Annotated in this window: 27 protein-coding genes; 7 read left to right on the top strand and 20 right to left on the bottom strand. The window is 68.8% G+C overall.

Annotation, left to right across the window (positions count from 1 at the left end):
- Positions 1-16: 16 nt before the first annotated feature.
- The 9 genes from HLH27_RS11335 to HLH27_RS11295 all read right to left on the bottom strand — a co-directional run bounded on the left by HLH27_RS11335 (position 17) and on the right by HLH27_RS11295 (position 6,958).
- Positions 17-523: a hypothetical protein gene (locus tag HLH27_RS11335; RefSeq protein ID WP_182950148.1), complete on the bottom strand. Its 507-nt coding sequence runs from the start codon at positions 521-523 to the stop codon at positions 17-19.
- Complete coding sequence (locus HLH27_RS11330) at positions 520-1,464, bottom strand: hypothetical protein (RefSeq protein WP_182950147.1); 945 nt, start codon at positions 1,462-1,464, stop codon at positions 520-522. The genes HLH27_RS11335 and HLH27_RS11330 overlap by 4 nt, the downstream gene beginning before the upstream one ends.
- Positions 1,461-1,886 carry a co-chaperone GroES gene (locus tag HLH27_RS11325; protein WP_182950146.1) on the bottom strand — a complete coding sequence of 142 codons (426 nt, stop codon included), beginning with the start codon at positions 1,884-1,886 and terminating at the stop codon, positions 1,461-1,463. Before HLH27_RS11325 ends, HLH27_RS11330 begins: the two co-directional genes overlap by 4 nt.
- On the bottom strand, positions 1,879-2,163 hold the full coding sequence (locus tag HLH27_RS11320; protein WP_182950273.1) for a hypothetical protein: 285 nt from the start codon (positions 2,161-2,163) through the stop codon (positions 1,879-1,881). Before HLH27_RS11320 ends, HLH27_RS11325 begins: the two co-directional genes overlap by 8 nt.
- A 234-nt stretch (positions 2,164-2,397) precedes the next feature.
- The gene (locus HLH27_RS11315) at positions 2,398-4,335 is read right to left on the bottom strand and encodes a co-chaperone GroES (protein WP_246375806.1); all 1,938 of its coding nucleotides are present in this window, start codon (positions 4,333-4,335) and stop codon (positions 2,398-2,400) included.
- A gap of 2 nt (positions 4,336-4,337) precedes the next feature.
- On the bottom strand, positions 4,338-4,583 hold the full coding sequence (locus HLH27_RS11310; RefSeq protein WP_182950145.1) for a hypothetical protein: 246 nt from the start codon (positions 4,581-4,583) through the stop codon (positions 4,338-4,340).
- A 1-nt stretch (position 4,584) separates the two neighbouring features.
- Positions 4,585-6,054 carry a hypothetical protein gene (locus HLH27_RS11305; protein ID WP_338029890.1) on the bottom strand — a complete coding sequence of 490 codons (1,470 nt, stop codon included), beginning with the start codon at positions 6,052-6,054 and terminating at the stop codon, positions 4,585-4,587.
- A gap of 15 nt (positions 6,055-6,069) precedes the next feature.
- Positions 6,070-6,294 carry a hypothetical protein gene (locus HLH27_RS11300; RefSeq protein WP_182950144.1) on the bottom strand — a complete coding sequence of 75 codons (225 nt, stop codon included), beginning with the start codon at positions 6,292-6,294 and terminating at the stop codon, positions 6,070-6,072.
- A 139-nt stretch (positions 6,295-6,433) separates the two neighbouring features.
- A complete protein-coding gene (locus tag HLH27_RS11295) occupies positions 6,434-6,958 on the bottom strand; it encodes a terminase small subunit (protein WP_182950143.1) in 525 nt (174 codons plus the stop codon).
- 268 nt (positions 6,959-7,226) lie between these two features.
- Here HLH27_RS11295 and HLH27_RS11290 point away from each other — a divergent pair, with 268 nt between their 5' ends.
- Together HLH27_RS11290 and HLH27_RS11285 are read left to right on the top strand one after the other, a co-directional pair.
- On the top strand, positions 7,227-7,583 hold the full coding sequence (locus HLH27_RS11290; protein ID WP_182950142.1) for a GGDEF domain-containing protein: 357 nt from the start codon (positions 7,227-7,229) through the stop codon (positions 7,581-7,583).
- A 436-nt stretch (positions 7,584-8,019) separates the two neighbouring features.
- The gene (locus HLH27_RS11285) at positions 8,020-8,226 is read left to right on the top strand and encodes a cold-shock protein (protein WP_182950141.1); all 207 of its coding nucleotides are present in this window, start codon (positions 8,020-8,022) and stop codon (positions 8,224-8,226) included.
- 127 nt (positions 8,227-8,353) lie between these two features.
- On the opposite strand, the gene HLH27_RS11280 is transcribed toward HLH27_RS11285, so the two are convergent.
- The gene (locus tag HLH27_RS11280) at positions 8,354-9,100 is read right to left on the bottom strand and encodes a glucose 1-dehydrogenase (protein WP_182950140.1); all 747 of its coding nucleotides are present in this window, start codon (positions 9,098-9,100) and stop codon (positions 8,354-8,356) included.
- Positions 9,101-9,242: 142 nt separating this feature from the next.
- Between HLH27_RS11280 and HLH27_RS11275 the strand changes: the two genes are divergently transcribed.
- Together HLH27_RS11275 and HLH27_RS11270 are read left to right on the top strand one after the other, a co-directional pair.
- Positions 9,243-9,911, top strand: coding sequence for a TetR/AcrR family transcriptional regulator (locus HLH27_RS11275; protein WP_246375805.1), 669 nt, complete (start codon positions 9,243-9,245; stop codon positions 9,909-9,911).
- 102 nt (positions 9,912-10,013) lie between these two features.
- Positions 10,014-10,649, top strand: coding sequence for a hypothetical protein (locus HLH27_RS11270; protein ID WP_182950139.1), 636 nt, complete (start codon positions 10,014-10,016; stop codon positions 10,647-10,649).
- Between the two features lie 163 nt (positions 10,650-10,812).
- Here the strand turns inward: HLH27_RS11270 and HLH27_RS11265 are convergent, their stop codons facing one another.
- From HLH27_RS11265 to HLH27_RS11240, 6 genes are all read right to left on the bottom strand, one after another.
- The gene (locus HLH27_RS11265) at positions 10,813-11,625 is read right to left on the bottom strand and encodes an alpha/beta hydrolase (RefSeq protein WP_246375804.1); all 813 of its coding nucleotides are present in this window, start codon (positions 11,623-11,625) and stop codon (positions 10,813-10,815) included.
- 171 nt (positions 11,626-11,796) lie between these two features.
- Entirely contained in the window at positions 11,797-12,351 is a 555-nt protein-coding gene (locus tag HLH27_RS11260) for a cupin domain-containing protein (protein ID WP_246375803.1), read from the bottom strand.
- 36 nt (positions 12,352-12,387) lie between these two features.
- Positions 12,388-12,828, bottom strand: a complete 441-nt coding sequence (locus HLH27_RS11255) for a hypothetical protein (RefSeq protein ID WP_182950138.1) — start codon at positions 12,826-12,828, stop codon at positions 12,388-12,390.
- Positions 12,829-13,044: 216 nt separating this feature from the next.
- A complete protein-coding gene (locus tag HLH27_RS11250) occupies positions 13,045-15,570 on the bottom strand; it encodes a topoisomerase (RefSeq protein ID WP_182950137.1) in 2,526 nt (841 codons plus the stop codon).
- Positions 15,571-15,698: 128 nt separating this feature from the next.
- A complete protein-coding gene (locus tag HLH27_RS11245) occupies positions 15,699-15,971 on the bottom strand; it encodes a hypothetical protein (protein ID WP_182950136.1) in 273 nt (90 codons plus the stop codon).
- A complete protein-coding gene (locus tag HLH27_RS11240; protein ID WP_182950135.1) occupies positions 15,952-16,230 on the bottom strand; it encodes a hypothetical protein in 279 nt (92 codons plus the stop codon). The genes HLH27_RS11245 and HLH27_RS11240 overlap by 20 nt, the downstream gene beginning before the upstream one ends.
- Positions 16,231-16,316: 86 nt before the next feature.
- Between HLH27_RS11240 and HLH27_RS11235 the strand changes: the two genes are divergently transcribed.
- Positions 16,317-17,099, top strand: coding sequence for a S24 family peptidase (locus tag HLH27_RS11235; RefSeq protein ID WP_246375802.1), 783 nt, complete (start codon positions 16,317-16,319; stop codon positions 17,097-17,099).
- Between the two features lie 136 nt (positions 17,100-17,235).
- The gene (locus HLH27_RS11230) at positions 17,236-17,409 is read left to right on the top strand and encodes a hypothetical protein (protein ID WP_182950133.1); all 174 of its coding nucleotides are present in this window, start codon (positions 17,236-17,238) and stop codon (positions 17,407-17,409) included.
- A gap of 108 nt (positions 17,410-17,517) precedes the next feature.
- Here HLH27_RS11230 and xylB read toward each other — a convergent pair whose 3' ends face one another.
- The 4 genes from xylB to HLH27_RS11210 all read right to left on the bottom strand — a co-directional run bounded on the left by xylB (position 17,518) and on the right by HLH27_RS11210 (position 20,532).
- Entirely contained in the window at positions 17,518-18,981 is a 1,464-nt protein-coding gene (gene xylB / locus HLH27_RS11225) for a xylulokinase (protein WP_182950132.1), read from the bottom strand.
- 78 nt (positions 18,982-19,059) lie between these two features.
- A complete protein-coding gene (locus HLH27_RS11220) occupies positions 19,060-19,197 on the bottom strand; it encodes a hypothetical protein (protein ID WP_182950131.1) in 138 nt (45 codons plus the stop codon).
- Positions 19,197-19,748, bottom strand: a complete 552-nt coding sequence (locus tag HLH27_RS11215; RefSeq protein WP_182950130.1) for a cytochrome b — start codon at positions 19,746-19,748, stop codon at positions 19,197-19,199. Before HLH27_RS11215 ends, HLH27_RS11220 begins: the two co-directional genes overlap by 1 nt.
- 85 nt (positions 19,749-19,833) lie before the next feature.
- Positions 19,834-20,532, bottom strand: coding sequence for a GntR family transcriptional regulator (locus HLH27_RS11210; RefSeq protein ID WP_182950129.1), 699 nt, complete (start codon positions 20,530-20,532; stop codon positions 19,834-19,836).
- 112 nt (positions 20,533-20,644) lie between these two features.
- Between HLH27_RS11210 and putA the strand changes: the two genes are divergently transcribed.
- The gene (gene putA, locus HLH27_RS11205) at positions 20,645-24,388 is read left to right on the top strand and encodes a bifunctional proline dehydrogenase/L-glutamate gamma-semialdehyde dehydrogenase PutA (RefSeq protein WP_182950128.1); all 3,744 of its coding nucleotides are present in this window, start codon (positions 20,645-20,647) and stop codon (positions 24,386-24,388) included.
- The last annotated feature ends 89 nt before the right edge of the window (positions 24,389-24,477 follow it).

The raw sequence follows: 24,477 nt of genomic DNA, 5'->3' as shown, positions 1-24,477 counted from the left end.
AAAAAAGAACCCCTTCCTACCGCCGCTCCTCCCGGATCGAAATCCCGACATCCCGCGGCACATACTGCGCCTGCCGGTCCGCCCCGGTCGGCCCGCCGGGCACGCGCCCTTCCCTGATCTGGTCCATCAATTCCCGATGTCCCGATTCCTGCGCGGCCATGTCTTCCCGATACCACTCGGCCGGGATCTCCATCAAGTACGCAATCTGCGCCCCGCCCCCGCGCGCGACACCCACTGTCATGCTCACGGGTTTTCCCGATTCGTCCATCACCTGGGCATAGCCCGCATCCCCGGCCCGCGCGATCCGCCCCGGCTCGTCGTTGAACCAGTGCCGATGGTACCCCTGGCGATCCGGGTACGCCAGCTTCTGCTCCCGCAGTCCGAACGGCCGGCGCGAGGGCACACGCCGCCCCGCCGCCCCCGGCGCACCACCACCCGCACCACCACCCGATGCAGCCCCCTGCGCCGCCCGGCTCCGCGCCGCCTCGTTCAGCGGCACGCGCCCGCGTGTGTCCTCGCTCATGCTTCGTTCTCCCAGTAATAACCGGCCCACTCGTCCTTCGTCAGCGGCTTGCCCTTGCCCGACAGCGCGCGGGCATAGCGGTCATATTCCCGCCGCGCCTCCGCCGGCAGCGCATCGAACCCGCGCGGATTGCCCCCGCGCCCACCCTCGCCACGCGACGGGCTCACCGGCGGCGGCGCCTCCCGCCGCCTGTTCTCGAACAGGGCCGGATGCAACTGCCGCACCTTGCGCCGCGTAATCTCCAGCCGTTCCGCCAGGCTCAGCCCCGGATGCTGCCGGTCCACCGCCGACTGGATCGCAATCGCATCCTGCCGCGCCTCCGCATTGCGCGAAAACCACGGATTCGCCTGCACGAAATCCATGATCTCGGTGGGCATCGCCTCCACCCGCTCCACCGGAACCGGCGCAGGAGCCGCCACCGCATCCGCCGCCGGCAACGGCGCCGTGTCCCGCAGATCCTGCAAATCCCGCTCGGCCACCGCAAACGCGGTCGTATCCCCGCTGGCCACCGCCGCCTGCCGCCGGCCCTCGATATCGCGCACGGCCCGCTGATACGCCCGCTCGTCGGCCCGCCGCGTCCGCTCGGTCAGGTCCGCCAGCGCCTTCTGGCTGTCGCGCAACTGCGCCTGCATGCTGGCATAGCGCCCATCCAGCGCCCGATATTGCTGCTGCAACACCGGCAGCAGGTTCATCCCCCGGTCCAGGAAATCCCGCGCCGGCCGCCACTTCTCCGCATCGCCACGAAAATCGTCGCGCGGCACCCAGCCCATTCGCCGCGCCTGCGCCTCGACCTCCGGGTCCGCATCCACCTCCACAGCCGCCGCCACCTCCGGCGCATCGTCCCCACGCACCTGCCCGGGGCTCCCGCCCTCCGGCGACACGTCCGCATGCACATCCACATGCACGCCCGCATCCACGCCCTCTTCGCGCCCATCCATCATGCAAGCTCCCCTTCCTGCTCCGCCACCCCGCCATCCGCCGCCGCGATCGCGGCAATGCAGCGCTGCGACATCAGCCGATACAGCCGCCCATCCTCGCCCTTCAGCAACTGCCCGGCATATCGCTCGAAATAAACCCGGTCCCCCGCCGCCGGAATCCGCCCCACCCACTGCCGGGTGCCGTCGTCGTTCCAGCGAAACGCCGCCGGCCCCACCGCAATCACGGTGCCGTGCTCGGCCGCCAGCGTCTGGCGCTCCACATATTCCGCCGGCAACTGCACCGCGCCGCTGGTCATCTCGGCATGCACATCCGCCAGCACCAGGATCTTGTCGTCCAGCGGCACATACCCCGCCCGATTCACCCCGTCCCAGTCCGAAACCACGAATTCCTGCTGGTCGAATTTCAGAATGCGTCCCTCACGCATCGCCACCCTCCTTCTCTCCCGGCCCCTGGCCGTAAAACGCCCGCATCGCCGCCCATTGCAGCTCGGCCATCTCGGCCGCCAGCGCCGCCCGCCCGCGCGCCTCATGCTCCTGCGCCAGCGTGATCGTCCCCGCCCGCCACTGGCCCAGCATCCGCTGCTCGATGCTCTCGCCATAATCCGCCAGAAACAGACGCACCGCCCGCGTCACCGGATGATGCCGCCAGGCCCAAAACGCCTCCTCCGACAGATCCTCCAACATCGCCTGACGCTGTTTCATCGGGGAGTATTCCTTTGTTGGTGGCTCTTCTTTTTCTGAAGAAAAAGAAGCAAAAAGACTTTTAGACGTTTCGCTATAGCATCCGGATCGAGAGGCAGTATTCCAAAAAATCCATAGTCTTTTATAAAAAAATACAGGAATACCGCCCGCCGTCACCCCAAACCCGCCAACCCCACCAAACCCAAACAGATCAAAAGTTTTTTTGGTTCTTTTTTTTCAAAAAAAGAACATCCCTCACCCCCGCTCGACCTTCCGGGCCTGAGCCAGCCGCAAAGCCGCCTCAGCCAGTGTCGAGACCTGTTCCACCGCCTCATTCCCCGCCCGCATCTCCATCTCCCGCGCCTCGCGCCGGGCCCGCAGGTCCAGCTCCGCCGCCCGTGCCACGGCCACCGGATCGGGCGCGGGCGCGGGCCGCAGCACCTTGTCCACCAGCCCGATAGCGGCGGCCTCGAAGGCACGGCGGCGGATTTCATGCCCGTCGCACCACGGGTCGTCCTTGAAGGCGAGCAGGAAATTGGCGCGCGCCAGCTGCTGCATGTCGGTGACGATCTCGGGGTCCGACACCGGTTCCACCCCGCCCCCCTGCTCGTAATCGGCGCGGGTGACGCGAAAGAACGCGCTGCCGTCCCGAAAGCCCGATTCGTCGGGCAGATACAGCCGGTTCAACCGGTAGAGCTTGCGAAACTCCCCGCCCAGACTGCGATGAATCCGCTTGAAGATGGCACTGAAGACCTTCAGCCCCTGCTGGATCACCGCCAGCCCCAGCATGCCGGAGACATTCCCCCCCGGCATGGCGCCCGAGAGAATATCCTTGACCGAGGCAATCTCCCGCCCGGCATCGACCAGAAACCCCAGAAGCTGGAACAGTACCGGATTCGGCCCGGGAAACTGCAAGGGCACCAGGTTCTCGCGCAGCGTGGCACCCGGCGTATTCACCACCTTGTATTCGCCGACCTGAAACCGCACCGACCCCGTGTTCAGCGACATGCCGGAGCCCACGAACCCGCCCCCGGCATTGGCCAGATGGGCGGCATCGAACATCTGGTTCAGGCTGGTATTCACCGCCGCGTTCAGGGGATGCAGCAGCGTGCCGAATCCTATATCGTAGATCGCGGAATCCGGCGACGGAATAAACGAGAATTTGGTGTAGTAGGAAATCGCCTCGATCCGCCGGATACGATGGTCGTGCGCATCGAACATCACCCCATCCATGTCGAACCCGGCGGCAATGCGCGCCAGCTTCCCGGAATCGCGGGCAATCGTCACGATATAGGGCTCGGCATACCCGTCCCCATCCAGGTCCAGCCGCCGATGCTGCTCCAGGAACGTCACCGGCGCATCGCTGTCCTCGCCGGCCTCGTGGTTGCCGCCATAATCCTGCTCCAGGAACAGCCCGGCACGGATCTGCTCCTCGATCTCCCAAGGATAGAGATCGATCTCCTCGGTAATCCGCGGCGCGGTGGCAAAGGATTTGGCGTGATAGTCGATGCACAGCCGCAAGGGGTCGACCGTCTCGCTGACATTGCGCTGCAACGCGGGGTCGAAATAGGTCTTGCGGAACATGGTGCCGACAATCGACAGTTTCAGCAGCAGCTTGTCGGTCTGCTCCTCCCACTCCGCCATCTCGTCCAGCAATTGCCAGCTCATATGCCGGCCGATCGCCGTCGCCCGCGCCCGCTTCGCCCCCGGCGGCACCAGCCACAGCGGCGCCCCGTCCGGCCCCGTCAGCACCTGCCCGGGCCGCAGAGGATCGGGCATCGGCACCCCGGAATCGTCGCCCAGCACGGTCCCGCGCACCACGTCCCGGTCGCGCACGATGCCCGGATAGGCCCGCGCGGCAAACTGCACCGCCGCCACCGTCAGCAGCGGATAGATCACGTTCGATGCCCCGGGCCAGGGATAGGTCTTCGGCTCGGCCACCTGCTGCGCCAGGTCCAGCCAGCGGCGGCAATTTTCCTTCCACTCGGCACGCGTGGCCTCGTCGGCCCGCCAGTCCCGCGCCACCCGGTCGGCCACCTGCCCCAGCCGCGCCTCGTCCAGCTCCACCGCAATGTTCGGGATCTCGATCCAGCGGCGCAACAGCGCCGCCAGTTCCATGTCGGGCCCATCCGCGCCCGGCCCGTCCACAACCGACCCGTCCACAACCGGCCCGTCCATCTCCTCCCCATCCATGCTCAGCGTCCCTCCCCACCGGGCGAGAACTCGCCGCACACATGCTCGGGCACCACCGGCGGAAAGGTGGCAAAGGGCTGCGGCGCCAGTTGCCCCACGCGCGGCGCCCCCTGCGGCACCAGCACCACCGTCACCTGCGGCGGATAGCGCCGGCAGACCACATCGCTCCCCTCGACGCCATGGTGGCGGCACTGGCGGCAATCCCGCCGCCCCAGCCCCAGATGCGCCGGTATCACCAGTCCAGCCATGTCAGTACCCCGTAATGCTCGATCGCGTCCGCCCGTCATCGGGCAGGTCCCGCCAGATATCGTCCGCCTCCGCCCCGCCGGCCCCGCGCAGTTCCGGGCCGAACAGCCGCGTCGCCACGTATTGCAGCGCGTCCATCACATGCGACCACCGGTTCTTCTCCGGCCGGTCGGTATAGCGTTCGCCACTCACCTGCATGCGCCGATACTGGTATCCGCCCATCAGCGCCCGCCGCGTGGTGGTGCAGCGCGGATGCAGCACAAAGCCCGGCGCCGCCCCGTCCAGCAGCGTGCGCAACGGCCGCCGCACGCTCTCCAGGCGGATCGCCAGCGTCTGCATGCCCGGCTCGATGGCAATCCCCCGCGCATGCAGGATCTCGAAACAGGTCCGCTCGTCGGTCTGCGCCTTCTGCATCCCCGCCGGATCGCCGATATCGACAAACCGCGTATCGGGAAAATGCTGCGCCGCATGCCGCGCCACGATCTCGGCAAACCGCTCGATCCCCATGGCGTCCGACACCAGCTCGTCCACCACGATCCACTGGCCCGAGGGCAGCATCTGGGTAAAGACGCAGGCCGGCGTCAGCCCGAAATCCCACCCCCGATACACCGGCAGCGCCGGCACCGTCCGGCACTCCCGGCAATGGAACCCATCGTTATATTCGCCGAAGACCGGCCGCCCTTCCATGACGAACCCGTAATCCCCGTCGATATAAACCTTGTTCCACTCGTCGCTTTTCCCGACCGCCAGCCGCTGGTAGTAACCGGGCGGCAGATTGTCCAGGTTCTCGGCCTCCACCGCCCGCCCGCTGGGCTGGCGAAAGATCCGCGCGAATCCCTCCACGCTCATCCCCGGAATCACCTGCGCCAGCGCCGCCACCGCCTCCCGATGGTCCTTTTCCTCGAAGAACCGGTACCAGTCCGATTCCGCATCCGGCGGGTTGGTATCCATGATCACGCCCGACCACGTCGCCCCGCCGTCGCGCCGCGCCGGATACCGCCCCACGCGCCCCTGCACCGCCTCGATGATCGCCCACGGCACCTCGCGGGCCTCGTTCACCCACGCCCCGGTCAGCTCCAGCGACAGCAGGTTCCCCACCTGGTCCGGCCGGTCGAGCGCACGAAACAGCAGCTCGATCTCGGCCGGCTTCTCGTCCCCCTCCGCCACCATGCGGTTGATCACATAGGAATGCTCGGTCGGCTTCCACCGCCCGAACCGCGTCGGCGGAAACCACTGGTGCACGGTGCGGATGGTGGTGTCCTCAAGCTGGCGATACGAATTGCGGATCACCGCCCAGCGCGACCGCCGCACCCCATCCGCCCCCGGCGCCTGCCGCAACCCCCGCAGCACGATCTCCCAGACACAGCCGGAACTTTTCCCGGACCCGAACGGCCCCATCAATCCCCTGATGAAGGCATCCGATTCCATGAAGCGCCGGATGGTGGGCACCGACTCCCGATTATACCCCAGCACGCCGCACCGGCGCCCTCAGCGCCCCTTCCCCACGCGATGCGGGCCGTGGTCGGGCAGCGGCGCCACCCCCATTCGCCCGCCACGCGGGCGCGGCGCGGGGGCGGCCGCGCGCTCATGGTCCTTCAGGATACCGCCATCGGTTTTCCGGTTCTGGATACCGGCCAGCTTTTCCACGCCGAAATCCTGGGTCTCGCCGGGAATCGTCTCGCCCTCGGCCAGTTCCTTGTGCTGTCGCATCATCGTCTTTCCCCGATCTGTTCGCAGGGCCCTGCCCCGCACCCGGAAGGGGACACTCGTCCCCTTCACCCCTGTTGGAGCCTGACCGTAAATGCGCGCCGGCGGCACTCTCGCTCACCAGCCCACATGTCCGGTCAGGCGCCTAGCGGACGACGACCGTGTACAGGCCCGGTGGGTCCACCGGCTTGCCGTCTCGGCCCAGATGCTGCTTCACATCCTTCAGCAGGCCGAAATGCTTCGCCAGCAGGTCCAGGCTGGGCGTGCGCGGCGCCAGCCGCACCGTAAAATTCCCCGCCTTGTCCCACGACCAGCCCGTCACGGCCGCGCGCACCTCCTCCGGCAACGTCGCAATATCCTCCGGCCCGTTCAGCGGATGCGCGGCAATGGTGCCGACATCGTAGAACGCCAGCCGCGTCAGTTCCGCAATCACCCGGTCCTGGCTGAACTTCGTCCGCGCCTCCCGCGCCGCCTCCGCCTGCCGGATCGCCTCCATCACCCGCGCCGACCGCAGCAATTTCCACGCGTGCCGGCGCGCATACCCCACGCCATACCCCGCCCGCACCGCCGACTGCGTCGCGTTCAGGTCCACCAGATATTCCGCGACGAACCGCGCCTGCCGCACAGTCAACCCGCGCGTCGTCAGCGTCCCGTCCGCGCCCGCCGCCATCGCGCTCCTCCCCCTCACATGGCGCCAAGCATATCGCCCGATCCGGGGGCCCGGATATCCTTATTCCTGGCCGCCATCCGCCGTAGGGTTTGGTTTGTTTTTTGCGGAAACACGAAAAAACAGGATTTCCATCCCCTGCCCGCACTCCGTGCCCCGCTCCGCCCCCACGCAGGCGGCAAGGGTGCTTCCCGCCATGTCATCTTCCAGCCGGCGCGGCACCGGGCTAGCGTGAAGGCCACCACACACCACGCCCAGCACGGATCGCCCCATGCCGCCCGCGCCCCACACTCCGCACGATGCCCAACGCCTCGCCGCCGTCCAACGGGTCCGGCTGCTGGGCACCCCGGCCGAGGAACGGTTCGACCGCATCACCCGCCTGGCCCGCCGGATGTTCGACGTCCCGATGGCCGAGGCCCTGTCCGTCAGCGAACGCATCCGCCGGCATGTGGCCGACGCCCCCATCGGCTTCGACCAGCACCAGTTCCCGGTCACATGCAGCATCGGCCTCGCCCTGTCGACGCAATCCGACGACGTGGACACCCTCACCCGCCGCGCCGACCAGGCCCTGTACCGCGCCAAGCAGTCGGGCCGGAACCGCGTCGACCTCTCCCCCCGCCCCCACTAGCCTGACCGAAAATGCGGTCAGGCTCCGGGAGAACGCATCCAGCCGGTGGTTAGGTGGGAAAGTCGGGTCCCCGACCACCGGCCGCCTGTGATTGGCCCTGCCAGTTCCCACCCCATGACGGCCACAACCTCACCATTCCCACCCAACCCACCAGCTCCCGGATGGAGAATTTTTATCGCGAACGATTACGGTTTTTCACAATTTTTTCGGATAACGGCGCATATAATCAACGATATAGAAAATATTTCCATGTAATTACCCCCGCCGGGGCAACCATTTTTTAACTTGCTTCTTGAATTTATTCATGTGTAGATAGCGACGGTGGATGCTTTTATGAGGATCTCCGATGCGCGTTGCGTCGGCGCTGTCCCGTGACAAGTTACGATTGCGTACACGTTTTGTATGCACCACCGCACTAAAGTAAAGGAGCCTCGTTATGACAACAGGCACCGTAAAATGGTTCAACTCCACCAAAGGCTTCGGCTTCATCCAGCCTGAAGACGGCACTGCGGACGTGTTCGTCCACATCACCGCTCTCGAGCGCGCTGGCATGGCCACCCTCAACGAGGGCCAGAAGATTTCGTATGAAATCGAGGCTGGCCGCAACGGCAAGAAGTCCGCGGTCAATCTCAAGGCTGCGTGAAGGTTCCGCCAGCGGCACCCTCGGAAAACCGCCCTTCGGGGCGGTTTTTTTATGCCCGCCACCCGGCGGCACACCCCAGGCCGGCGGGGTCTTGGCCCGGCGCCACCGGCACCGGGCCGGCCTCGCGTCAGCGCAGCCCGCCGGAGGCGATCAGCGTTTCCCCGGTCAGCCACCCGGCATCGTCCGACGCCAGAAACACCGCCAGCGGCGCGATATCGCCGACCTGGCCCGCACGGCCCAGTGGCGTCTGCGCCACGATGGCCTGCTCCATCTCCGACCCGACGACATTCGCGGCCCGCGCGCCTTCGGTCTCGATCAGGCCCGGATTGATGGCATTCACCCGGATCTGCTTCGGCCCCAGCTCGCGCGCCAGCGACCCGGTAATGGCATCGACCGCCCCCTTGGTGCCGGTATAGACCGCCGAATTGGGCGGCGTCACGCGTGAGACGACGGAGCTGATATTGATGATGCTCCCCCCGGCCCCCAGATGCGCGACGGCCGCCTGCGTCGTCAGCAGCAGCCCCAGCACGTTGACGTTGAACTGCCGGTGGAAATGCTCCTCGGTGATCTCCTCGATCGGCGCGAATTCGTAGACGCCGGAATTGTTGACCAGAATATCCAGCCGGCCGAACTGCCCGATCGCGGCCGCGACCAGGGCCTGCGCGTCGTCCCTGCGCGAGACATCGCCATGCACGGCCACCGCCTTCCCTCCGGCCTCGGCAATGGCCGAGACCACCGCATCGGCCCCCGCCTTGCTCGACGCATAATTGACGATCACGGCCGCCCCTTCCGCCGCCAGCGCCCTGGCGATCCCGGCACCGATCCCCTTGGAGGCACCGGTAACGATCGCGACTTTTCCTGAAAGCTTGCTCATGGGTCCATGCCTCTGCTGGGCCGGGAAGCGCCTCTGCCCCTCATGCCCGGTTTGCGAAAACGGATGGTTAAAATGTGGAGCGACCACTCCAACATGAGGCATATTGAGAGACGCATCCCGGCATTCAAGGATTTATGGAGCGATGACTACAAAAATAATCGCCGCTTCCCCCTCGCCCGCCCCCACCCGGCGCGGCCGGGGCCGCCCGCAATCCTTCGACCGGGCGCAGGCCCTGTGCACGGCGATGCGCCTGTTCTGGGACCGCGGCTATGACGGCACCAGCTTCGACGACCTGACCGCCGCGATGGGCATCAGCGCGTCCAGCTTCTACAACGCCTTCGGCAGCAAGGAATCCCTGTATCAGGAGGCCATCGCCGCCTACCTCAAGCTGGTCGGCACCTGGTTCTCCACCATCCTCGACCAGCCGACCGACACCCGCACCGCCTTCGCGCACTTGCTGGCGACGGCCGCCACCGAATTCACCCGCACCGACCTGCCCACCGGCTGCATGATCGCCGCCGCCGCCACCCAATGCCCCCCCACCCAGGCCCGCCTGCGCGACCTGCTCGCCACCCAGCGCACCCAGTCCGAAACCGCCCTCGTCACCCGCCTCCGCCAAGGCCAGCAAGCCGGCGACCTCCCCCCCGAAACCGACATCGACTCCCTCGCCGCCTACTACAGCGCCCTCCTCCGCGGCATGGCCCTCCAGGCCCGCGACGGCGCCCCCCGCGAAAGACTGCAAGCCATCGCCCACATCGCCATGCACGCCTGGCCCACCCCGCCCCAGACCACGGCCCCAGCCACGCCCTGAAACGCACTCCCTCGCTCCGGAAAGGCCCGGCCCACAGGCGCACCATGCCGGCACCCGCCGGATGACGGCCAGTCGCAGACACGGCCAGACGCTCCGACATAAATGGAGGCCGCACGGCTTCCTATACACCGGCCTCGAAAGCCGGATCTCCACCGTAGCGGCCCGCTACGGCACGGGTTTTTATTCGGACACGACTATGGCCACGGAACAGCCGCCGCCCTCATCGCGGCCGCCGGCTTCGTCCTGGGCAACGGCCTCATCAGCCTCCCCCTGAGCCGGATCGGCTACAAACGCGCCGTAAAAAGCCGACGATACGGCTGGGCCCTGTTCGCCTATTGGTGCACGGTCGCCAGCATCGGCAACTTCCTCGACTACGTGCCGATCCGCACCTTCACACGCGATGGCGACATGGGCTCGATGCAGCGGGGCCTCGGCTGGTCACCCTGGATGATTCTCCTTGTGCTTGGCATTCCCACCGCCCTCGTACTGATCTGGCTCCTCGCACGAATCATGCCCGCCACCCTGCGGCAACTCTTCCCGAACAGCCTTCCACAACGCACCACAATCACAATTCTCACCCCGTGCGCAACCTTCGGCTTCTACGGCGCCGCCGGCCTGCTGGAAGGCGGCCCCATATCCCACCACCCGTCGGCAATCTCGGTTCTGATCATTCTCCCCCTGACGATCCTCGCCGAGACCGTACATCTCCATCGCTCCCACCGCCGGGGCCTATCCTGAATGTCAGTTGGGCCCAACCCCGCGCCGACAGAGCATCTTTGCAATCAGATCCCCAATTCTCGACCCATCCCGTAAATAGCCAGAGGGGCCGCTATCGCCTCAGTCCAGACATAGGGCGCTCCGACCCACATCCCGATAGCGGACATGACTGGTTCAAAGCCGATCAGCCGCCGTGCTCGCGGAGCCAACTCGCGATCGCGCCGACGACCTCGCTTTCGATGCCATAATAGCCATGTGGCGAGAGCGAGCCGCAGGCTTTCGCTGACCGTTCGAAGCCTCCCTTGACTGTGATCACGCGCGCGTCTGGCGAGCGCGTCATGGCTGCGACGATGCGAGGCGCGATCTCAGGAGGAGCCACGTCGCAAGCGTCATCGCGGTTGGCCACCACCAAAGCAGGAACCCGCACGGCCGACGGGTTGGCGTCGAAGACAGTCTCGGTGCTCAGCCGACCCGGCATGGAGACGGATTCGGTAAGCACTACGCCCGAGATCGCGTCCGGCCGGGCTCGGGCGGCGCCATTCATCGCCGCGATGGTTCCCTGACTCGTGCCGATCAGGAACACGGGCGCTTGGACGTGCCTATGGGCATATGCGACCAGATCTTCGACCAACTTGCCATAGGCCGGGGAACTGCGCGCGCCTCTCAAATTTGCCTGGGCGATGGTGTCACGGATCAGCACGGCATAGCCCCTCGCGACCCAATCCTCTCGTGTGCGCACGACGAAATTATCATCGTGGCGAAGGTCGCCGTCACGTTGCACACCGACCTTGCCGGTGCCGCCTGGCAGCATGATCAATGTCGCCCGCGGACGGGGCGGGGCGAGGTAAAGCATGCGCTGGCTCAGCCCTTTTTCAAGTGGAAGATCGAACACCCACTCGTTGCCCCCAGATCCCCGCCACGAAGACTGCTCAGCCGACGCGGGGGTGGTGAGTGCGATCATAGTTGTTACGGCGGCAAGGATAGCGGTTTTCAGCATGGTCGGAGATCTTCCAAAGACAGGAACGCTAATATGATCGGCGAGTCCTGAACGCTCACGATCTCCTCCGCTCACGCCTACAACCGGGCCATTCAACCCTTACGTTTGCAAGTTCCCAAAACGGACATTCAACTTTCCCCCGCAAGCCAGCCGTATCGCCACCCTCCCCCCTCACCCAAACCGACAAGGCCGATCCACAGTCGGCACCTCATCCGTCTGGACAACCATCAACTCCACCGGCCCATCCCCCACATTCCCCGCATCGTGCCCGATATGCCCCTGCGGGTCCTTCCGGCTCAACTGATCCTCCCCCAACGAGACCTCACCCGGCCCCATCACCACCTTGTGCCCGTCCATGGCGGTCACATACCAAGTCCCCCGCAACGGAATGATCCACTGCACCTTCGGGTCCGGATGCCAGGCGCCGTTCCAATGCGCCGGCTGCACGGTAAAGATCACCTGTGCAGGCCCACTCTTCAGCCGATCCTGCCATTGCGGTCCGGCGGGCGCCGACATGGTCTTCAGGTCGAAATCCCGCACCGGACATTTCGTCATGTGGCTGATGCCATCATGATCGGTCCAGTTATGCCAGTACCACATCGTGGGGCGCGGCGGAGGCGCATCCGCGGCACGCCCGCTCGCCACCGGCACAGCAACGCAGACAATAACGGCCGCCGCCAGCCCGGCGACCCGACTCCCCCAGCCGATCCGAAGGTCCCGTCCCATGCGCTTCACCCCCTCGTGCAATCGCCCGAGCGCGCCTCAATTCGTCCCGGTCGGCATCCCCGCCCGGACAGTCAGGACATTGGGCGTATCGTAATATCCCGGAATGCCCCGGCTTCCCTGCATGACGGCACGCTTCTGGTCGAAATAATCCTGTACCTTCCGGTCGAAGACGGCAAGCGCCCGCTCCCGGTCCATCTGCCCGCCATCCACCTCATACGCCAGATATTCTCGCGTATTGTTGATGTAGATGACATCATTGCTCTCGATATCGAGCTGCCGGGAAAGTTTCAGCAGAGCATTATTCGCGCAGATCACATTGGAATGATAATTCCCCACCCGCTCGGGATACAGCGCGTTGCATGCCTTCACATCGTCCAGATACGCCGCCACACGCGCCTGCCGGTCCCGTTCCGACACCCGATAGCTGTAGCAGCCGCCCAGTATCACGCACAGGAACAGCGCAGGCAGAATCTTCATCTTTCCGAAGCAAACGCTGCGCCTTATCTCCATACCCCGCCTCGTTACGCCGACCCGCCGATTGCGTCAGGGAAACGATATCCCTTCCCGCCCAGCGTCACCCTTTTCCCTTCCCCCGGCAAGATGCCGCAAACGACCGGCAGCCATCGCCCACAGGAACACCCCCCTCTGCCGGCAACAGCCCCAAACCAACGACACCGCGGGCACAAGCCCGCTTCAAACACGCTCCACCGCCCAGCGCTTCACCCCGCCATGCGCCATCCCGCATTCCACGATCCTCAGCCCGTCGATCACCCGCCCCCGCCGGGCGAGAAACCAGCGCCCCAACCGGCGGGAATTGACACGCCCCGCCGGCGTACCGGCAATCCGCAGCAACGCGTCACGCAACTCCGGATGCCGCATGCCGTCGCGATATCCGGCGGAATCCTGCCGCTCCAGCGCGGACAGATCCTCGATCTCCCGCACCGTCCGGCCGCAATGCCGCCCTACCCCCGCCGCGTCGGCCAGCAGGCCCAGCATCTCGCGCAACTCGCCCCGCTCGGGGTCGTCCTCGCGCGCCGCCTGCATGCTCAGGCACGGATCGGCCCGCCCCAGCCACACCAGCGCCGCTCGCACGGTCCGGCTCCACCCCTCGAACGAGGCCAGGGGCGGCAACTCCACCACCTCCCCACTGCCCATCCACGCCCGCAGAATCGTCAGGCACGCACTCACATAGGCACCGCGATCGGCCATGATGTCGGCCACCGGATCGCGGGCAAAGCGCCGCAGCTCCGGCTGCTCGATCCCGGCATCCAGCGTCGCCAGCAACGCCCGCCGCGTCATGTCCCCCCGCACGCGCAGCGCGTTGCCGGTGGCAAAGATCACCGCCCGGTTCTCGATCTCGACGCTGGAAGACGCCCCCAACTCGCGCAACCGCAGGATCGGCCGCTCGGTCGCCTGGCACAGCAGATCCCCGCCCAGCTCCTCGTTCACATTATCCAGCGACATGATCGGATAGCCCGCCAGCAACAGCCCGGTCAGGCGCTTCTCCATCTCCGCCACATCCTCGCCCGCACTGGTCACCGGGCAGACCCGCCCGGTCGCGATCACGCTGGCCAGATCGACCAGAAAACTCTTCCCCGACCCCGGCGCATTGGCCCGAAAGGCAAACAGCGGGCTCACCGGCATCATCCCCCGCACCACCGTGGTCAGGATCGCCGACAGCGCCACCGACCGGTCGGCCTCGGCGGCAAAGGGAAACTCCGCCAGCAACCCCTCCAGCAACGCCAGCGCCGCCTCGGCCGCCGCCCGCGTCGGCTCCGGCAGCGCCAGTTCCAGCGTCGGATCGTCGACATGATACAGCCGCGTCGCCGCGTCATAGCCCGGTGCCATCAGCACCGACCCGTCGGGCCGCAACGTCGGCGTGGTAATCACCCCCGCCAGCACGGGAAACGGCCACGTCCCCGCACGGCTCAGGATCACCTGCGCCGCCGCCGCCGGCGGATCGATCGCCTTCCACCCCTGGCTGCGCCGGTCGAAGCGCCGCCATTCCACCACCTGGCACAACAGGTCGGTCAGCGCCGGCACGCCGACATCCATCAGGCAGGCCGCCTGCGTCAGCCGCCCGTCGGCCGCCGCGACCTCCCGCCGCCCCGGCCGGGCCAGACGCGTACCGCGCTGATAGACCGGTGCATTGGCCGCCACCAGCGCCCGCTCGCCCGCACTGGCCACCAGGTCGATCTCCCCGCCACGCACCGCGATCGGCTCCAGCCCGGCCACCCGCCGCTCCACCACCGGCCCGCCGCGCATGCCCGCACGCTTCACGCTGGTGCCGCACAGCACCGGCCCCACCCGCTCGCACAGCCACGCCCGCGCGTCTGGCACGCGCAAATCCGCCGCATCGTCCCCCGGCTCCAGGTCGCCGACATCCACCAGCCGCACGGTCGCGGCAATCCCGCCCAGAATCGCGGCAATTTCCGCCGCCGCCTTGGCCCCCGGCGCATCATGGTCGGGCCAGAGAATCACATGCCGCCCCGCCAGCACGCTCCAGTCGGACCGCGCCACATGCCCGCTGCCCGCCGTCCAGGTCACGCACGCCATGCGCGGAAACAGGCACTGCGCGGCATCGGCCGCCTTCTCGCCCTCGCATACCAGCACGGTGCGCGCCCGCATCACCCGCTCCAGCCCATAGAGCGACCGGGGCAGGCCGGCATGGCGCGGATGCCACCCCGTCCGCTCGCCGCCCCCGGCGCGCAGCGTGCCCCAGGTCAGCGGCATGATCCGCTTGCGCGCATGCGCGGTGGCATCGCGCCGCACCACATAGCGCATCACCCGCCCGGCGGCATCGCGATAGGCATAGACATGGTCCCAGCCGTCCAGATCCGGCATCGGCGCACCCGGCGGCGGCACGCCGGGGCGCCAATCCTCCTCCTCGTCCGCCACGGCAATGCGGGCAGGCGCCCCCTCCGCCATCCCCAGCAACGCCCCCAGCTCCCGCGCCGCCCGCACCCGGTCGTCGCGCGCATGCAGCGCGGCATACAGGCTGATCGGGTCGCCCCCGCGCGGCCCATCGGCAAAATCGGCCCAGCGCCCGGTGCGCAGATTGATCGACAGCGACCGCCCCGGCGCATTGTCCAGCCCGCCCACCACCCATTCGTCGCCCCGCCGCCGGCCCGCCGGCAGCCAGCCCGCCACCAACGCCGGCCAGTTCGCCAGCGCGGCGGCATTGATGGCATCGAACGGAATTCCCGCAGGCTCGTTCATGATCTTTCCTTGTCTCGGCAGCAGGGTTCCCCCGCCATCGGCTGCCCGGCCACCGTCCCCACCGACCAAACCATGGCGAACGTCCCCCTGCACCCGGAAGGGAACGCTCGCCCCCGGCGGCCGGGGCATCAGCACTCCGCCCGGCAGGTGGGGCACAGGCGCAGGAACGGCGAGTCGACGCGAAACGCCGCGCGGCAGTTCAGGCACGACCGGTCGATCAGCGCCGGCGCCTCCCGCTTCATCCCCGCCCTCGGCGCCCGCCGGCGATAACTCAGCCGGTCGCGAATGGTCTGCACCCGCATCTCCAGCGCCTGCGCCACCTGTGTCACCCGCAACCCCTGCCCCAGCAGGGCATCCACCCGCGGGTCCAGCCGCGCCCAGTCATATTTCGATGGCCTCATCACGCCCCCCAGCCTCGGTCGGGCAGACCGGCCGGTTTCCCCCCGCCCGCGCACGGGCCGCGCGAATGCACGCCGCAACCCGCAACCGCGTGGCCCGCCGCACCTCCCGCCCCGCCCGCATCTCGTGGACGAAGCGCGGATCCTTCATCGCCAGCACCCCGAAAGCCGTGGCCGACAGGCCGCTCTCGACCAGGAACCGTTCGATGACCCCCAGCAGGGGATCGCGCCGATAGGAAAGGGAAACAGGATCAGTCCGCATGGATAGGCACAATAATAGGCACAATCCTGCCGTCAAGAGGGTATATCCTATTGGGAATTCCCTATTCCGCTCGGCATAATAGGTGCATGTCGGTCCTGACCCCCTCCCGTTACGCCCTGCTCAGGCTGATCGCCGACGCCGGCAGCAATCTGAAGGCGGAATCGCTCGCGCTGGGGCGCAACCACGCCTATCTCCAGCAATATATCCACAAGGGCACCCCCCAGCGCCTGCCCGAGGATGTGCGCGAGGCCCTGGCCCGCCGCTTCGCCGTCAGCGCCAACGTGTTCCGCGACGATACCGACCCGAACTGGGAACCGCTGGCCCCCGGCACCCTCCACGGCACCGACGCCGCCCCGCCGCGCCGGCCGCATCTCGCCGCCCCGCGCGCGCCCTTCGGCGCCGCACCGGTCGAGCGCGACCCGCCGCCGGCCGAAGGCCTGTTCCGCATTCCCGAATATAACGTGGCCCCGCAGGCCGGCCCCGGCGCCCTGCCCACCCACCTGGCGGTGGAAGACGGCCCCCAGCCGGTCGACCACTGGTTCCTGCCCCGCCGCTTCCTGGGCGCCTTCACCGACAGTCCCGAGGCCCTGGTGGTCCTGCGCGTCGCGGGCGACAGCATGGAACCCGACTACCAGGCCGGCGAACGGGTGCTGGTCGACACCGCGCACCGCACCCCGTCGCCGCCGGGCGTCTACGTGCTGTGGGACGGGTTCGGCCTGGTGCTGAAACGGCTGGAAATCGTCTACGGCACCACCGACCCGGCGATGGTCCAGATCATGAGCATCAACCCCGGCTACCCGACCTACACCCGCGCGATGGACGAGGTGCATATCAACGGCCGGGTGGTCGGAAAATGGGTCTGGAAATGATCCACCCGCCCGCCCCGGCGTTTCCGCCCCGGACCCGCCACGATTCCCTGCCAGATAGCAGGAGAGGCAGGGCTCGTTTCAAACGCTCCGACAGCAGGCGCCCGAAACGACCTCCCGGAAGCAAGGAGACCACACCATGACCACCATCCTCCGTTCCACCTGCGCGCTGCTCGCGGTCCTGACGCTGGCGGCCTGCGCCTACGAACGTCCCCCCTATCGCGGCTGGCATCGCGGCCACCATGACGGCCATGACGGCTGGTACGACGAACGCGGCGGCTGGCGCGGCGATTACTACCATCACGGCTACTGACCATACGTCTCCGGGCGGCCCCGCAAGGCCGCCCGAATCCCCCGCGTCACCCCGATCCGCAAGGCGGACCCGCCCGCCGTCCCGTCAGGCCTCCCGCGATACCCGTATTCAGGGCACCGCATTCAGGGCGGACAGGGCCGGATACAGCGCCCGATAGCGCGGCAGCAGCGCCGCATAGGCCGCCTGCAACCCGGCATCGGGCTCCACCGTCCCCACACGCTCCGGCGGCAGGCACACGCGGGCCACCTCTTCCCCGGTCACGGCCAGCCGCGCCAGCCGCGCGGCCCCGAACGCACCGCCCTGCTCGCCATGGGCCAGACGATGCAGGCGAATGCCCATCACGGCGGCCAGGATCTCCAGCCACGCCACACTGCGCGACCCGCCGCCGATCACATCGGCCTGCTCCAGCACCGACCCGGCCCCCGCCAGCCCGTCCAGCGCATCGCGCAGCGAAAAGGCGACCCCTTCCAGCACCGCCTGGGTCATCTGCGCGCGCGTCGTCCCGCGCTCCAGCCCGATAAACGCCCCCCGGATGGCGGCATCGTTATGCGGCGTCCGCTCGCCCGACAGATACGGCAGGAACAGCAGCCCCGACGGCCGCCCGATCGTCTCCGGCAGCTCCGCCAGCAACGCCGCCTCGCTCCGCCCGGCGACCGAGGCCCACCAGGCCAGCGAGGACGCCGCCGACAGCGTCACCCCCATCTGGTGCCACATCCCCGGCACGGCATGGCAGAACGCATGGATCGCCGCCCCCGGCCCGGGCCGGAACCGATCCGTCGTCGCCCACACCACGCCCGACGTACCCAGCGAGACAAAAGCGTCTCCCGGCCGCACCGCCCCCAGCCCGACCGCCCCGGCGGCATTGTCGCCCGCCCCGCCGGCCAGCACCGGCGGCACATCCATCCCCCACCGTTCCGCCAGCTCCCGGCGCAGCACCCCGGCCCGGTCCGTCCCCTCGCACAACGCCGGCATTGCCTCCAGCGACAGGCCGCACGCCGCCAGCGCCGCCTCCGACCAGCACCGCCGCCCCACATCCAGCCACAGTGTGCCGGAGGCGTCGGACATCTCCTCGATCATCTCGCCGGTCAGCCGATAGCGCAGCCACGCCTTGGGCAGCAGCACATGCCGCGTGGCGCGAAAGATCTCCGGCTCATGCCGCGCCACCCACAGCAGCTTGGGCGCGGTAAAACCGGGCATGGCCACATTGCCGGTCACGGCCCGGCTATCGGGAAAACGCTGCTCGAACACCGCGCATTCGGCACTGGCCCGCACATCGTTCCACAGGATGCAGGGCCGCAGCACCCGCCCGCCGCCATCCAGCAGCACGGCCCCATGCTGCTGCCCCGACAGGCCGATCCCCCGCACGGCGGCCACGGCACGCGGATGGCTGTCGCGCAGCGCATCGATGGCGGCCAGCAGCGCCGTCCACCACGCCTCCGGGTCCTGCTCGCTCCAGCCCGCATGGGGCGACTGGCTGGTCAGGGCTTCGGTCCGGGTCGCCAGCACGGCCTGCGCCTCATCGACCAGCACCGCCTTGATCCCCGACGTTCCCGCGTCAATGCCGATATACATCGCCCACTCCCTCAGAGCCCGCCTGCACATGCGCGCCGGCGGCGTGTCCTCCGCACATTTGCAGGCTGGCTCCCACTGTCACGGCATGCCATAGCCCGCGCCACCATCCAGATACGGGCCCGCCGCACGATGCCCATGTCCCCTGCCGTCCCGCACCCCGCAGGCCGCCAGCACCACCAGCAGGGCCAGAACCAGAGCCCGAGATCCCGTCCGCATCACCCAGCCCCCCACATCCGGCCGAACACCCCGTCCCGCACGATCCGCACGTGATACAGCACCGCCGCCACATGCAGGGCCACCAGGATCACGATCGCCCAGGCCAGCCAGCCATGCACGCTGCCGAACAGATGGTGCGTCGCCTGCGACATCGGCGGAAAGGGGGACGCGATCACGGCCCCGAACGCCGTCACCGGCCGCCCGCCAGACCAGCGGGCCAGATAACCCAGCCCGATCTCCGCCCCCAGCATCAGGTACAGCAGCACATGCACCGCCCCCGCCGCACGCCCGCTCGCCACATCGCGCGCGGGGAAGCGGATCGCCCGCCCACCGGTCACGCGCCAGGCAACACGCATCACGAACAGCGCCGCCAGCAGCACCCCCAGCGACAGATGCGCCGACACGACGGGCCCATGCAGCGCCTGCGGCACCCGGTGCATCAGCTCGCCCAGCCCGAACTGCGCCAGAACCAGCCACGCGCAGGCCCAGTGCAGCCACCGCGTCTCGACACTGTAGCGGACCGGCGCCACGACGCCGCCCATTCCGTCCATGCCCGACCCCTTCCCCGCAAGGCGCGTCCCATCGGGACGACGAGAAAATCCTTTTTGCGTCCTTTTCGTCAGAAAAAGAAGAACCTCATCCCTCGTCCCGATTCTTCCTCAGCACATCAAGGGAAATCCGCGCCGCATCCAGGATGTGCTGGCGCGTCAGCCCCCCGATCGCCGCCTCGTCGCGGTTGCGGCAGGCCTCCAGCAGCGCCAGATGCTCGGCATCCGTCACCGCCTTGCGGCCCGCGATTTCCAGATGCGCGCGGATATAGCGGTCGACGCGCCGATGCACGCCCTCGATCATCTCCAGCAGCCGGGGCCGCCCCGCCGCCTGGTAGATCGCACCGTGAAACGCCCAGTTCAGCGCCCCCGACCGCGCCATCCCCTCCGGCGCCTCGCTGGTCCCGGCCACGAAGGCCTCGTACGCATCCTCGATCCGCGCCATGTCGGTACGCGTCATCCGCCGCACCGCCTGCACCGCCGCCACTTCCTCCAGCGCCGCGCGGATCTCGGAAAAATCGATGATGTCCTCTTCCGACAGGCCGATCACCGTGGCACCGCGATTCTGCTGGAACAGCACCAGCCCCTCGACCTCAAGCTGCTTCAGCGCCTCGCGCACCGGAATGGTGCTGACGCCGAACCCGCTGGCCAGCTCCGATTGCGGCAGCGACTGCCCGTCGGCCAGCACCCCGTCCAGGATCGCCTCGCGCAGCGCATTGCCCACGCGCTCCGACGCCAGGCCCCGCGTTTCCTGCGACGCGCCCATGAAGATGCTCTCCGGCAGCATGGCTGTCCTCCCCGTTTCGCGACCCGACGGATCATATATTATCTTGCGTATCATATACGATATGATACGGGAACCATCTTCCACTCCTTCCCCCTCCGTCGGCAAGCGGCCCATGACATCCCAGCCCGTCCTCCCCTCCGCCTCCCTCCCGCCGACCGCCGCCCTGCGCGACGGGCTGCCGCCGCGCGACGCGGCCCGCGCGCGCATCGCGGCCACCCTGCGCAGGCCAGAGGCCGCGTGCATCGGCGCGCTGATCGACGCCGCCACCCTGCCGCCCGATCTGGCGGCCCAGGCCGACGCCACCGCCCGCCGCCTGGCCCGCGCCCTGCGCGACGGCCGCCGCCCCGGCGGGGTGGAGGCATTGGTGCAGGAATTCTCGCTGTCCTCGCGTGAGGGCGTGGCCCTGATGTGCCTGGCCGAGGCCCTGCTGCGCATCCCCGATACCGCGACCCGCGACGCGCTGATCCGCGACCGGATCGGCACCGGCGACTGGATGGCGCATGTCGGGCTGGGCCGCTCGCTGTTCGTCAACGCCGCCGCATGGGGCCTGGTCGTCACCGGCCGGCTGGTGACGCCGGAGCGCCAGCACGGGCTGGCCGGCGCCCTCACCCGCCTGGTCGCGCGCGGCGGCGAACCGCTGATCCGCCGCGCGGTCGACGTCGCGATGCGCATGATGGGCGAGCAGTTCGTCTGCGGCGAGACCATCGAATCCGCCCTGCGCGCCAGCCAGGCCCGCCACGATCGCGGCTTCCGCTATTCCTTCGACATGCTGGGCGAAGCCGCGCTGACCGAGGCCGACGCCGCCCGCTACTGCCGCGACTACGAAACCGCGATCCACGCCATCGGCCGCGCCGCCCAGGCCCAGGGCGGGCGCGACATCAACGACCATAACGGCCTGTCGATCAAGCTCTCGGCCATCCACCCGCGCTACGCCCGCGCCCAGCGCGCGCGCGTGATGGCCGAACTGCTGCCGGTGCTGGTCCGCCTGGCCCGGCTGGCCCGCAGCTACGATATCGGCCTGAACATCGACGCCGAGGAAAGCGAGCGGCTGGACCTGTCGCTGGACCTGCTGGAGGGCATGTGCCGCCACCCCGACCTGGCGGGCTGGAACGGCATCGGCTTCGTGGTGCAGGCCTACGGCAAGCGCGCGCCGGCAGTTCTGGACTGGATCGTCACCCTGGCCCGCGACACCGGGCGCCGCATCATGGTCCGGCTGGTCAAGGGCGCCTATTGGGACAGCGAGATCAAGAAGGCCCAGCTCGAAGGCCAGAGCGATTTCCCCGTCTACACCCGCAAATCCCATACCGATATCAGCTACATCGCCTGCGCGCGGCTGCTGCTGGGCGCGCCCGACGCGGTGTTCCCGCAATTCGCCACCCACAATGCCCGCACGGTCGCCACCATCCACGCCCTGGCCGGCCCCGATTTCCGCCACGGCCAGTACGAATTCCAGTGCCTGCACGGCATGGGCGAGGGCCTGTACGACCATGTCGTCGGCGCCACCAACCTCGACCGCCCATGCCGCATCTACGCCCCCGTGGGCTCGCACGAGACACTGCTGGCCTACTTGGTGCGCCGCCTGCTGGAAAACGGCGCCAATTCCTCCTTCGTCAACCAGATCGGCGACAGCACCATCCCGCTCGACGCGCTGGTGGCCGACCCGGTGCAGACGGCGCGCGACCTGGCGGCGCGCAGCGGGCTGCCGGTGGGCGCCCCCCACCCGGCCATCGCCCTGCCCTCCGCCCTGTTCGGCTCCGGCCGCCGCAATTCCGCCGGGCTGGACCTGGCCGACGAGCCGACGCTGGCCGCACTGGCCGACGCCATGGCAGCCGGCCCCCGCCAATGGACCGCCGCCCCCCTCCTGGCCGACGGCACCGCCGCCACCACCCCGGCGCGCCCGGTCCCCAACCCCGCCCGCCCCGACGACACACCCGGCACGGCACAGTTCGCCGACCCCGCCCAGGTCCCCCACGCCGTCGGGCTGGCCACGGCGGCGATGGCGGACTGGTCCGCCCGCCCCCCCGCCGCCCGCGCGGCGTGCCTGGAAGCCGCCGCCGACCTGCTGGAGGCCAACCAGGCCGAACTGATCGGCCTGGTGGTGCGCGAAGCCGGCAAATCCTACCCCAACGCGGTGGGCGAAATCCGCGAGGCCGTGGATTTCCTGCGCTATTACGCCATCACCATCCGGCGGGAATTCAACAACGCCACCCACACGCCGCTGGGCCCTGTCGTCTGCATCAGCCCGTGGAACTTCCCGCTGGCGATCTTCCTCGGCCAGGTCTCGGCGGCGCTGGCGGCCGGCAACACGGTGCTGGCCAAGCCGGCCGAGGAAACGCCGCTGGTCGCCGCCCGCGCGGTCGGGCTGCTGCATCGGGCCGGCATCCCGGCCGGCGCGCTGCAATTGCTGCCCGGCGGCGGCGATATCGGCGCGGCACTGGTCGCGGATGCGCGGATCGGCGCGGTCATGTTCACCGGCTCGACCGAGGTCGCGCGCCTCATCGCCCGCCAGCTCGCCGGCCGCGTGGGCACCAACGGCCAGCCGGTGCCGCTGATCGCGGAAACCGGCGGCCAGAACGCGATGATCGTCGATTCCTCGGCCCTGGCCGAACAGGTGGTCACCGACGTCATCGCCTCGGCCTTCGACAGCGCGGGCCAGCGCTGCTCCGCCCTGCGCGTGCTGTGCGTGCAGGACGATTGCGCCGAGCCCATGCTGGCGATGCTGCGCGGCGCGATGCAGGAACTGCGCGTGGGCGACCCGTCCCTGCTGGCCACCGATATCGGCCCGGTCATCACCGAGGACGCCCGCGCCGGCATTGCCGCGCATGTCGCGCGCATGCGCGCCACCGGCTGCCGCGTCTGGTCCCCCGCCACCCCGCATGCGGTACCGGGCGGCCACTTCCTGCCACCGACCCTGATCGAAATCGACGACATCGCCGCCATCGGGCGCGAAGTGTTCGGCCCCGTCCTGCACGTCCTGCGCTGGCGGCGCGAGGCTCTGGAACCCCTGCTCGACGCGATCAACGCCACCGGCTACGGCCTCACCTTCGGCCTGCACACCCGCATTGCCGAGGTCGTGGACCACGTCACCAGCCGCATCGCGGCAGGCAATCTCTACGTCAACCGCAACACGATCGGCGCGGTGGTCGGCGTCCAGCCCTTCGGCGGGCGCGGCCTGTCGGGCACCGGCCCCAAGGCCGGCGGCCCGCTGATCCTGCGCCGCCTGCTGGCCACCTGCCCCGCCTTCACCCCTCTGGCCCCCGCTGCGGCGGCGACCGACCGGCAGGATGCCCGCCCCGGCCACCTGCCCCAGGCCGCGCGCGACTGGCAGGCCTTCTCGGCGGGCGCCGGCCACCCGGACGGCGTGATCGGCCAGCCCCTGCACGGCCTGCGCGTGCCCATGCCCGGCCCGGTGGGCGAAACCAATCTCTGGTCGCTGGAAGCACGCGGCACCGTGCTGTGCCTGGCAGGGTCCGAGGCCGCGGCCCGCCGCGCCACCGGCATGGCCCTGGCCACCGGCAACCGCGTGGTCCTGCTGGACGGCGAGGCCACGGCCTGGACCGCCGACCTCCCCCCCGCCCTGCGCGCACACATCCACACGGTGCCCGACCCCGCCTCCCTGATCGGCCTGGCCGACCCGGCCCCGGCCACCATCCTGACCGAACCCGGCGCCCCCGGCCTGGCCGCCGCCTTGTGCGCGCTGGACGACCGTGCCGGCCGCCACGGCCCGGTGGTGACGGTCCATACCCTGACGGCAGAGGGCCCCCTGCCGGAATGGCTGCTGGAAGAACGGCTGGTCAGCACCAACACCACCGCCGCCGGCGGCAACGCGTCGCTGATGACGCTGGACGCGTCGTAAAGGGCCATCTGGCCGCCTCCACCGTGGCGGGAACGCCCCCCGCGTTCCCGTCCCGGCCCCGGCCCCGGCCGCCGCCGGAAACCGCCTCG

Source organism: Gluconacetobacter takamatsuzukensis (genome assembly GCF_014174275.1).
In the GTDB taxonomy this organism is placed as follows: Bacteria; Pseudomonadota; Alphaproteobacteria; order Acetobacterales; family Acetobacteraceae; genus Gluconacetobacter; species Gluconacetobacter takamatsuzukensis.
Note: the sequence above shows the minus strand (reverse complement) of the source record. Positions and strands in the feature narration are given on the sequence as shown.